At 67.6% G+C, this 10,665-nt stretch carries 11 protein-coding genes and 1 pseudogene; 9 read left to right on the plus strand and 3 right to left on the minus strand.

Going from position 1 to position 10,665, the window contains the following annotated elements:
• Both ACFE99_RS16820 and ACFE99_RS16825 read right to left on the minus strand, forming a co-directional pair.
• Positions 1-237: pseudogene (locus ACFE99_RS16820) on the minus strand (electron transfer flavoprotein subunit alpha/FixB family protein); the annotation flags it as partial.
• 34 nt (positions 238-271) lie between these two features.
• Entirely contained in the window at positions 272-1,072 is an 801-nt protein-coding gene (locus ACFE99_RS16825; protein WP_375487240.1) for an electron transfer flavoprotein subunit beta/FixA family protein, read from the minus strand.
• A 237-nt stretch (positions 1,073-1,309) separates the two neighbouring features.
• Between ACFE99_RS16825 and ACFE99_RS16830 the strand changes: the two genes are divergently transcribed.
• Genes ACFE99_RS16830 through ACFE99_RS16840 form a run of 3 tightly spaced genes read left to right on the plus strand, consistent with a single transcriptional unit; the run spans position 1,310 to position 4,972 of the window.
• Entirely contained in the window at positions 1,310-2,107 is a 798-nt protein-coding gene (locus ACFE99_RS16830; protein ID WP_375487242.1) for a class I SAM-dependent methyltransferase, read from the plus strand.
• 20 nt (positions 2,108-2,127) lie between these two features.
• A complete protein-coding gene (locus ACFE99_RS16835; RefSeq protein ID WP_375487260.1) occupies positions 2,128-3,681 on the plus strand; it encodes a 1,4-alpha-glucan branching protein domain-containing protein in 1,554 nt (517 codons plus the stop codon).
• A gap of 46 nt (positions 3,682-3,727) precedes the next feature.
• Entirely contained in the window at positions 3,728-4,972 is a 1,245-nt protein-coding gene (locus tag ACFE99_RS16840) for a glycosyltransferase family 4 protein (protein WP_375487244.1), read from the plus strand.
• Between the two features lie 35 nt (positions 4,973-5,007).
• On the opposite strand, the gene ACFE99_RS16845 is transcribed toward ACFE99_RS16840, so the two are convergent.
• Positions 5,008-5,631 (minus strand): TIGR03085 family metal-binding protein, encoded by a 624-nt coding sequence (locus ACFE99_RS16845; RefSeq protein ID WP_375487246.1) that lies wholly within the window; start codon positions 5,629-5,631, stop codon positions 5,008-5,010.
• Positions 5,632-5,868: 237 nt separating this feature from the next.
• Here ACFE99_RS16845 and ACFE99_RS16850 point away from each other — a divergent pair, with 237 nt between their 5' ends.
• The 6 genes from ACFE99_RS16850 to ACFE99_RS16875 all read left to right on the plus strand — a co-directional run.
• Positions 5,869-7,002, plus strand: a complete 1,134-nt coding sequence (locus ACFE99_RS16850; protein WP_375487248.1) for a polyprenyl synthetase family protein — start codon at positions 5,869-5,871, stop codon at positions 7,000-7,002.
• Between the two features lie 28 nt (positions 7,003-7,030).
• Complete coding sequence (crtI, locus tag ACFE99_RS16855; RefSeq protein ID WP_375487250.1) at positions 7,031-8,551, plus strand: phytoene desaturase family protein; 1,521 nt, start codon at positions 7,031-7,033, stop codon at positions 8,549-8,551.
• On the plus strand, positions 8,548-9,504 hold the full coding sequence (locus ACFE99_RS16860) for a phytoene/squalene synthase family protein (protein ID WP_375487252.1): 957 nt from the start codon (positions 8,548-8,550) through the stop codon (positions 9,502-9,504). The genes crtI and ACFE99_RS16860 overlap by 4 nt, the downstream gene beginning before the upstream one ends.
• Complete coding sequence (locus ACFE99_RS16865) at positions 9,504-9,818, plus strand: lycopene cyclase domain-containing protein (RefSeq protein WP_375487254.1); 315 nt, start codon at positions 9,504-9,506, stop codon at positions 9,816-9,818. The genes ACFE99_RS16860 and ACFE99_RS16865 overlap by 1 nt, the downstream gene beginning before the upstream one ends.
• The gene (locus ACFE99_RS16870; protein ID WP_375487256.1) at positions 9,815-10,120 is read left to right on the plus strand and encodes a lycopene cyclase domain-containing protein; all 306 of its coding nucleotides are present in this window, start codon (positions 9,815-9,817) and stop codon (positions 10,118-10,120) included. The genes ACFE99_RS16865 and ACFE99_RS16870 overlap by 4 nt, the downstream gene beginning before the upstream one ends.
• Positions 10,107-10,665: class I SAM-dependent methyltransferase (locus tag ACFE99_RS16875; RefSeq protein ID WP_375487258.1), on the plus strand; the 559-nt coding region annotated here is incomplete at its 3' end. The genes ACFE99_RS16870 and ACFE99_RS16875, both read left to right, overlap by 14 nt.

Genomic DNA, 10,665 nt, shown 5'->3' on the forward strand with positions numbered 1-10,665 from the left:
GGCCAGCACGTCGACCTGCGGGGTGATCAGGTACTGATCGACGACGTCGGACTCTGCGACATAGATCTTCTCGGCGCCGGCCGCCTTGAGCCCGTCGATCAGCGGCTCGGCTGTGCCGGGCGTGCCGACCACCACGGCGGCGGGTTCGCCCAGCCGGCGGGCGGCGGTCAGCAGTTCGGCGGTGACTTTCTTCAGCGCGCCTTCAGCGTGCTCGACGAGCACCAGTACTTCAGCCATGGCTTGTTTTCCGTGTCTTTCGATGTAGGGGGCGTCAGATGAGTTTTTGGCCGACCAGGTACCCGGCGATCTTGGTGCCGCCGTCACCTTCGTCGGTGACCTTCTCGCCGGCGGTCTTGGGCGGCTTGGGGTTCGACGCCAACACTTTCGAGCCGGCGTTGGCCAGACCCACTTCGTCGGGTTCCACCCCGATCTCGGCCAGCGTCAGCGTGGTGACTTCTTTCTTCTTGGCGGCCATGATGCCCTTGAAGGACGGGAACCGCGGCTCGTTGATTTTCTCGTTCACGCTGATGACCGCGGGCAGTGACGCCTCAAGCGTGAACACGCCGTCGTCGGTCTCGCGCTCACCGATGATCTTGCCGCCCTCGACCGTCACTTTCCGCAAGTGAGTCAGCTGCGGCAGGCCCAGGTACTCGGCGATGATCGCCGGCACTGCGCCCCCCGCACCGTCGGTGGACTCGTTACCGGCGATCACCAGTTCGGTGCCTTCGATGGTGCCCAGCGCGCGAGCCAGCGCCCAGGCAGTTTGGACGACGCACGAGCCATGCATGCCGTCGTCGAGCAAGTGGACGGCCTTGTCGGCGCCCATCGACAGCGCTTTGCGGATGGCCTCGGTGGCCCGCTCCGGACCGGCGGTCAGCACCGTCACCGAGCCTTCGACACCGTCGGCGGCTTCCTTTTCGCGGATCAGCAGCGCCTCTTCGACAGCACGCTCGTTGATTTCGTCCAGCACGGCGTCGGCCGACTCGCGGTCCAAGGTGAAATCGTCGTCGCGGAGCTTGCGCTCCGACCAAGTGTCTGGGACCTGCTTGATCAGGACCACGATGTTCGTCATGACTGTGGTTCGTCCTCCTCGAAAGAGTCCTGCAGCCGGCAGCGGCAAGACTCGGATACGTGTGTGCAGCCGCAAGTTACTAGACAGTAACTTTTTGTGCGGTTTCGCTCTCACACCATAGCGGGTGCTGGTAGACCCACTGCCCGGCTCCTCCCCTTGTCGCCGAGGGGGTGTTCCCGCGTCCGTCTGGAGGTGAACCATTCGCCGACGGGGCTCTTCAGGATAGCCTGCCTACCAATGAACGCCATCAAGAAGCCGGTCAGCGTCAACTCGCCGCCCTCGACGGACGCCGCGTTGATGCTGACCGGCGAGCGCACCGTGCCGGGCCTGGCGGAGGAGAACTATTGGTTCCGCCGCCACGAGGTGGTCTACCAGCGGCTGGCGCAGCGGTGCGCGGGCCGCGAGGTGCTTGAGGCGGGCTGCGGTGAAGGCTATGGTGCCGATTTGATTGCCGGCGTGGCGCGCCGCGTCATCGCAGTCGACTACGACCACGCCGCGGTGGCCCATGTCCGCGCCCGCTACCCGCGGGTGCAGGCGGTGCATGCCAACCTGACCGAGCTGCCGCTGGCCGACGGTTCGGTGGACGCGGTGGTCAGCTTTCAGGTCATCGAACACCTGTGGGATCAGCGACAGTTTCTGCGCGAGTGCGCCCGGGTGCTGCGCCGCGCGGGGACGCTGATGGTATCCACACCGAACCGCATTACGTTTTCGCCGGGCCGCGGCACCCCGATCAACCCGTTTCACACTCGCGAGCTCAACGCTGGCGAGCTGACGCAATTGCTGGTCGACAACGGGTTTTGTGCAGTGACGACGAGCGGGGTCTTCCACGGGCCACGGCTACAGGAGATGGACGCCCGGCACGGCGGGTCGATCATCGCCGCGCAGATCGCGCGGGCGGTGGCCGATGCGCCATGGCCGGCTGAGCTGCTGGCCGACGTCGCCGCCGTGACCACAGCCGACTTCGACATCGTGGAGGCATGCGACCGGGATATCGACGACAGCCTCGACTTGGTCGCGATTGCGGTGCGCGCGTGAGCGAACCAGCCACTGGCCGGGTGCCGGGTCTGTTCACCCTGGTGCTGCACACCCATTTGCCGTGGCTGGCTCACCACGGCCGCTGGCCGGTCGGCGAAGAATGGCTCTACCAGTCCTGGTCGGCGGCCTACCTGCCGCTGCTGCGGGTGCTGCGCGCGCTGGCCGACGAGGACCGGCACCGGCTGATCACGCTCGGGATGACGCCGGTGGTCACCGCTCAGCTCGACGACCCCTACTGCCTGGACGGCATGTACCACTGGCTGGCGAACTGGCGGCTGCGCGCGGCCGAGGCCGCCAGCCTGCGGCCGGGTGCGTCATCAGGGCCGGTGACGGCGTGTTCACCGAAAGCCTTGCGCGCCTTTGGGATTCGCGAATCCGCTGAGGCTGATCAGGCGCTCGACGACTTCGCCACCCTGTGGCGGCATGGCGCCAGCCCGCTGCTGCGCGCCCTTATCGACGCCGGCACGGTGGAATTACTCGGCGGTCCGCTGGCGCACCCATTCCAGCCGCTGCTGCATCCCAGGCTGCGCGAATTCGCGTTACGCGAAGGCCTGGCCGACGCGGGCCAACGGCTGGCACACACCCCTGCCGGGGTCTGGGCGCCCGAATGCGCTTATGCCCCGGGCATGGAACACGACTACGCCGCGGCCGGAGTGACGCATTTCATGGTGGACGGCCCCTCGCTGCGCGGCGACACCGCGCTGGGCCGCCCGGTGGGTGACACCGACGTGGTCGCGTTCGGCCGCGACTTGCAGGTCAGCTACCGGGTGTGGTCGCCGAAATCCGGCTACCCCGGCCATGCCGCCTACCGCGATTTCCACACCTACGACCACCTCACCGGCTTGAAGCCCGCGCGGGTCACCGGCCGTAACGTATCGTCGGACGCCAAGGCGCCCTACGATCCGGAGCGGGCCGACCGCACCGTCGACACCCATGTCACCGACTTCGTCGACGTGGTTCACCGCCGCCTGATCGACGAATCTGAGCGCATTGGCCGGCCGGCGCACGTCATCGCCGCCTTCGACACCGAACTGTTCGGCCACTGGTGGTATGAGGGGCCGATATGGCTGCAGCGGGTGCTGCGAGCGTTGCCGGCGGCCGGGGTGCGTGTCGGCACGCTCTCCGACGCGCTCGCCGACGGGTTCGTCGGCTCAGCGGTCGAATTACCACCCAGCTCTTGGGGTTCGGGCAAAGACTGGCAAGTGTGGGCGGGCGAGAAGGTGGCCGATCTGGTACACCTCAACGCCGAAGTGGTCGACACGGCGCTCTCCACCGTGGACAAGGCGCTGGCCCAGACGGCGTCGCTGGACGGCCCCACGCCGCGTGATCACATCGCCGACCAGATCCTGCGGGAAACGCTGCTCACCGTGTCCAGCGACTGGCCATTCATGGTCAGCAAAGACTCCGCGGCTGACTACGCGCGATACCGGGCGCACCTGCATGCGCACGCCGCCCGCGAAATCGCCGGCGCGCTGGCGTCGGGCCGGCGCGAGGTCGCTCAGCGGCTGGCCGACGGCTGGAACCGCGCCGACGGGCTGTTCGGGGCGCTCGACGCGCGAAGGCTGCCGCGATGACGGTGCCACCGCGGCACGCCCACTCGCGCAGAAGGTGGGCAGCCGGGTGAAAGTCCTCATGGTGTCGTGGGAATACCCGCCGGTGGTGATCGGCGGGCTCGGCCGGCACGTCCATCACTTGTCGAGCGCGTTGGCCGCCGCCGGCCACGACGTTGTCGTGCTGTCCCGCCGTCCCACCGGCACCGACCCGAGCACACACCCATCGTCCGACGACATCAGCGAAGGCGTCCGGGTCGTCGCAGCCGCGCAGGATCCGCACGAGTTCAGCTTCAGTGCCGACATGATGGCCTGGACACTGGCCATGGGCCATGCCATGATCCGCGCCGGGCTGTCGTTGAAACAGCAGCGCACCAACCGGCCCTGGCGCCCTGACGTGGTGCACGCTCACGACTGGCTGGTGGCCCACCCGGCCATCGCATTGTCCGAATTCTATGACGTGCCAATGGTTTCCACTATTCACGCGACCGAGGCCGGTCGACACTCCGGATGGGTGTCCGGCGCGATAAGCCGTCAGGTGCATGCGATCGAGTCCTGGCTGGTGCGCGAATCCGATTCGCTGATCACTTGTTCGGGGTCGATGCGCGACGAGATCACCGAGCTGTTCGGGCCCGGCCTCGCCGAGATCACGGTGATCCGCAACGGTATCGACGCCGATCGCTGGCCGTTCGCGCCGCGCCGCCCGCGTACCGGTCCGCCCGAACTGCTGTATGTCGGCAGGCTGGAATACGAGAAAGGCGTGCACGACCTCATCGCCGCGTTGCCGCGGATCCGGCGCACCCATCCCGGCACCATCTTGACCATCGCTGGTGACGGCACCCAGCAGGATTGGCTGGTCGAGCAGGCCCGCAAACACCGAGTGCTGAAGGCGACCACGTTCGCGGGGCGGCTCGATCATGACGAGCTGTTGGCGGTGCTGCACCGCGCCGACCTCGCGGTGCTGCCTAGCCACTACGAGCCGTTCGGGCTCGCGGCGCTCGAGGCGGCCGCAGCCGGCACCCCCCTGGTCACCTCGAACATCGGCGGTCTGGGCGAAGCGGTGAGCGACGGACAGACCGGGCTGTCCTGCCCGCCACGCGACGTCGCGCGGCTGGCCGCCGCGGTGCGCGCGGCCCTCGACGATCCCCCCGCCGCCCAGTGGCGCGCCCGAGCCGCCCGCGAACGGCTCACCTCTGATTTCGATTGGCGCACCGTGGCCGAGGAAACCGCGCAGGTCTACCTGGCCGCCAAACGCCATGAACGTCAACCCCGTCCGCGGGTGCGGATCGTCGAGCATGCACTGCCGGACCGGTAGTTCGCACCGCCGGTGTGCATGGCGTTGTAAAGCGACTACAGACCCTGCCGGGCGGTCCGGACGGCGGCCACGGTGTCGGGGTCTCCGTCGAACTCGACCTGGGCGGCATCGCGACCGGCGACGAACAACAGCAGCTCCGGCGGTTCGCCGGTCACTGTCACCACATCACCACGCCCGACACGGCCGATCTGTTGGCCGTCAGGTGCCTGAAGGCGCACCTGCGCGGGTGCCTTCCCGAGAGTCATCCGGCTCATCAAGCCGAGCGGCCGACGAAGCGCTGCGACGATCGATTGGTCCAGCTTGCGTGGCTGCCAGCCGTCACCGGCACGGCGCACGTCCTCGTGATGGATGAACATCTCGGCGGCGTTCACCACCGGATCCAGCAGCTTGAACGGGGAATACAGCGGCGGACCGGACGACACCATCTCGACGAGCTCCTCGAAGGAGTGCGACTGGGCCGTCTTGGCCTGCACCCTGGCGGTGTAGTCGGCGAGCATGGGCAGCGCGATCCCGAGGGTCGCATCGAGACGCCGTTCCCGGACCACCAGGTGAGCAGCCAGGTCGCGGGCGGTCCATCCCGCGCAGAGCGTCGGCGCGTCAGGCCCGACAGCTCGCAAGGTGTCGACGAGCGCGCTGCGCTCGAGCTGAGCAGCGTTCATGGCCACACGGTAGGTGAATGCGGACTTGGACACGCCCACTGGCCACTGCTAGAGTCATTCACTAACTTAAAGGTTAAGCATTGCGAGGGAGTTGCTGCCGGAAGTGACGCGCCACCGCACGCCGACGAGCTGGCGGCTCCTCATACGGCCAGTGTTTGGCGTCGCAACCGCTGGGTACCCAGCGTGACCTCGAGCCGTTCGGGCCGGCGGGAATCACAGCTGATGAGAGGGGCGCCGGTGGGCGAGGTTTACGAATTGTCGCCCGCACGGGTCCGGGTTCCGACCGCGCCACCGGAACGATCCTGGCCGGACCCCGCCAGGTTCGGCGCGTGGCGAAACGGTGTCCGGCAGGCCGTGCTGGCCCACATTGCCGATTTCGTCGCGGAGCGGTGCGTCGAGCTGGACGATGCAGGCGTCGACGTGGCGGGCGACATATTGACCGAGTTCGTGGCCGGCGGCAAGTGCCTGCGATCCACGTTCATGTACCTGGGATGGTTGGCCGGAACGTTCTCCAGCGACGCGGCGCTGCGGGCCGCTGCCAGTCTGGAACTGCTGCAGGCTTTCGCGTTGCTGCAAGACGATGTCATGGATGCGTCGCCATCGCGGCGCGGCCGTCCCGCGGCGCACGTCCAATTCAGCCGGTGGCACCGCGACAGCGGGTTATCCGGATCGTCGCAGCGGTTCGGTGAATCGGCGGCGATCCTGCTCGGCGACCTGTGCCTGATCTGGGCCGAACAGATGCTGCGCGAGAGCGGCGTGGCGCCACGCCCGCGGCAGCAGGCCTGGCCGCGCTACGACGCCATGCGCACCGAGCTGGCGATCGGCCAGTTCGCCGACTTGGCAAGCGACGCCAGGGATTTGCCGACCATGGAGGCCGTGCTCGATATCGCGCGCCGCAAGTCGGGCAACTACACGGTGCGTCGGCCGTTGGAGATCGGCGCCGCGATGGCCGGGTGCGGCGATCGCACGATGTCGGGGCTTGGCCGATACGGCGCAGCGGTAGGGGAAGCTTTCCAGCTGCGCGACGACGTGCTTGGCGTCTTCGGGTTGACGTCAACGACGGGCAAGCCAAGTGGCGGCGATCTGATCGAACGCAAGCCGACCAGCGTTGTGATGGCCGCACACCAACTGGCCGACGCACCGACTCGCCGTCAACTCACCGAATTGATGAACAGCGACGACATCGACGACGGCGCGCTCGAGCGCTGGCGGGCGTTGATCGTGGCGACGGGTGCGGTGCAATGGGTCGAGGAGATGATCGCCCGCCGGGTGGAATCCGCCCGAAACGAACTGGGACACATGGACGTCGACGAATCGGTTCGCAGCGCGCTGGACAACATGGCCGTCGAGTGCACGGACCGAACCCAATGAGCCGCTCGTCGGAGAAAGCCGCCCGCTGATGCGCACTGTAGCCGGATGCAGCGATCGTGCGGTCGTGGTCGGCGCGGGATTGGCCGGGCTGTCAGCCGCGCTGCACCTGGCCGGTCGCGGCCGGGAAGTCACGGTAGTCGAGCGCGAACCCTGGCCCGGGGGGCGGGCGGGCCGACTCGATGTTGACGGCTACCGGCTCGACACCGGCCCCACGGTGCTGACCATGCCCGACATCATCGACGACACGTTCGGCGCCGTCGGTGAAGACCGCTCGGCGCGGCTGGAGCTGCTGCCGCTCGATCCGGCCTACCGCGCGGTGTTCGCCGACGGCAGCAGCCTGGACGTACACAGCGATCCCGAGCAGATGGCCGCGGCCATAGCGGAATTCGCCGACGGCACGCAGGCCGCCGGCTACCGCCGGCTGCGGGACTGGCTGACCCGGTTGTACCGCACTGAATTCGACGGGTTCATCGCCAGAAACTTCGACTCTCCGCTGTCGTTGCTCACTCCGCAGCTGGCGCGGCTGGCCGCGATCGGCGGATTCCGCAAGTGGGACACCATGGTCAAGCGCTACATCAGCGACGCGCGGTTGCGGCGGGTGTTCACCTTCCAGTCGCTTTACGCCGGTGTCGCGCCTCAGCATGCTCTGGCGGTCTACGCCGTTATCGCCTACATGGATACCGTCGCCGGCGTTTTCTTTCCGCGCGGCGGGATGCGGGCTCTGCCCGATGCGCTGGCGGCCGCGGCGATTGATGCCGGTGTGCGATTCCACCACGGTGCCACCGTCACCGAACTCGACCGCGTTGAGCGCCGCGTCGTGGCTGTGCGCACCGACCAGGGTCATCGAATACCCTGCGACGCAGTGGTGTTGACCACGGAGCTGCCCCAAACCTATGCGCTGCTGGGCCGTCGGCCACGTCGCTTGGGAAAGCTGCGGCCGGCGCCGTCGGCGGTTGTCGTCCATGTGGGCTGTCGGCGCATGCCGTCGGAAGTGGCGCATCACAGCATCGTGTTCGGTCAGGCGTGGGAGCAGACGTTCGACGACATCGTCCGTGACGGTCGGCTGATGGAGGATCCCTCGCTGCTGGTCACCCGGCCCACCGCCAGCGACTCGAGCCTGGCTCCGGACGGTCGCGACCTGCTCTACGTCCTGGCGCCAGCGCCTAACCTCACCCACCATGGCATCGACTGGTCCAGCGCCGGCGAGGACTACGCCCAACAACTCCTCGACGTCGTCGCAGACCGGCTGCTGCCGGGCCTGCGTGACGACGCCCATGTCCTGCACGCCGTCACTCCCGCCGACTGGGCACGCCAGGGTATGGCGGCCGGAACACCGTTCGCGCTGTCTCACACGTTCGCTCAGACCGGGCCGTTCCGCCCGGCCAACACCGTGCGGGGCGTCGACAACGCGGTGCTGGCCGGATCCTCCACGGTGCCCGGCGTGGGTGTGCCGACCGCCTTGATCTCCGGGCGACTCGCCGCCGACCGGATCACCGGCACCGTCGACCGGTCGACGCGACGCGTCATCACGAAAGCCGCACTGCGATGATCCGCGCCGAGCTGGATGCTGCCGGTATCGGCGACGCGTGGCTGCGCGAGGCGTATCGACGTTGCCGCGAAATCAACGCCGCACACGGCCGTACCTTCTTCCTGGCCACCCGGCTACTGGCCCCAGATCAGCGTCCGGCCGTGCACGCGTTGTACGGCTTTGCCCGCTACGCCGACGATATTCTCGACGACCTCAACCCAGACCTGGACACCAGCGTCCGGGCGCAGCGGCTGCAAGGTTTGTGCGACCAGTTCTTCACCGGCGGCGATCACCCCGACCATCCCGTGCTGGCGGCGGTCACCCATACCGCACGCCGTTACGGCATCGCGTCCGAACTGTTCGATGACTTTTTGACCTCGATGCGGATGGATCTGACCATCACCGACTATCCCAACCGCGCCGCACTCAACCGCTACATCAAAGGCTCGGCGGAAGCGATTGGCCTGCAACTCCTTCCGATCCTGGGCACCATAGGCGCGGCAGAGGAGGCCGCACCATACGCTGCCGCGCTCGGGACAGCTTTCCAGCTCACGAATTTCCTACGCGACATAGACGAAGACCTTGTGCGCCACCGGGTTTACCTGCCAGCCGACGAGCTCGCCGCCTACGGCGTCGACCGTGAGGTACTGATGTGGTGTCACCGCCATCGCCGCACCGATTCCCGGGTACGCCGCGCCCTGGCCGAGCAACACGACCTCACTCGACAGATCTACCGCTACGCGGCCGGCGGCATCGCGATGCTTGCGCCGCGCTCGCGCCCTTGCGTGGCAACTGCATTGACGCTGTACTCGGAGATTCTGGACTGCATTGAGGACAGCGACTTCGCGGTGTTCAGCCGACGCGCCACCGTCGGCGCCGCCCGCCGGTTGCGGGTCGCCGGCGCCGGCCTGATCCATTCGTGGCAGGCTCGCACCCTGCGGCCGGCCAGCGCTCACCAACCAGGTAGGTCCTAGTGGATCGGTGGCAATACCTGCTCGTCCTCGTCGCGTGCCTGGCAATTACGGCGCCCTTGGAGTTCTTCGGCCCCGGCGTGTACCGCAAACCCGTGCGCATCGCCCGCGCGGTGCTACCCGTCGCCGCAGTGTTCTTACTGTGGGACGAAGCGGCGATCGCCGCGCACGTGTGGACGTACAATCCCACCTACATCCTCGGCGCCTTCATCCCCTTCCATGTGCCGATCGAGGAGGTGTTGTTCTTCATCGTCATTCCGCTGTGCGCACTGCTGACCTACAACGCGGTCAGCGCCGTCCTGGACCACCGGCGATGATCGGCTACACCGCGCCCGCCGTCCTCGCCGTGCTCGCGGTGTGCACACTCGAATTCGGCGTGCTGCACACCGGAATATTCCGCCGCAGCGCCTACTGGTTGTCGATGCTGATCGTCTGCGGATTTCAGATCTTGGTCGATGGCTGGTTGACGAAGCTGCGTGCTCCGATCGTCATGTACGACGACCGGCACATCACCGGCTTGCGATTCCCGTTCGACATCCCAATCGAAGATTTCCTGTTCGGCTTTGCCCTCGTCACCGCGGTGTTGCTGCTTTGGGAGCGTCGACGTGCGCGCCAATAGCGTCGGCCTGGCACCCGGCGATGTGCCGGCCGCATTCGACGCGGGCGCCGCGGCCTATGACCGGCTCGTCAACGCCAATCCCGAATACCATGCGCATCTTCGCCTTTCAGCGCGACGCCTGCGGCTTCCCGACGGCGGCCGAGGGCTACGGCTCCTCGACGCCGGGTGCGGCACCGGCGCATCGACGGCAGCGCTGCTGACCGTCGCCCCGCACGCCGACATCGTCGCCGTCGACGCGTCACAACGCATGCTCGACGCGGCGCTGGCAAAACGCTGGCCGCCGTCGGTGCGGTTCGTGCATGCCCCGGTGGAAGAACTCGCCCAGCACGGCATCACTGGACCGTTCGACGCGATCTTCGCGGCGTATCTCGTGCGCAACCTGTCCGACCCGGACCGTCAACTGCGGTCGCTTCGCACGCTGCTGCGAGCGGGCGGCACCTTGGCGGTCCACGAGTACTCCGTGCGTGACTCGCGTGCCGCCACCTGGATATGGCACGCGGTGTGCTGGAGCATCATCATTCCCGCCGGCTGGTGGCGTACCCGCG

This window comes from uncultured Mycobacterium sp., assembly GCF_964249325.1.
GTDB lineage: Bacteria > Actinomycetota > Actinomycetes > Mycobacteriales > Mycobacteriaceae > Mycobacterium.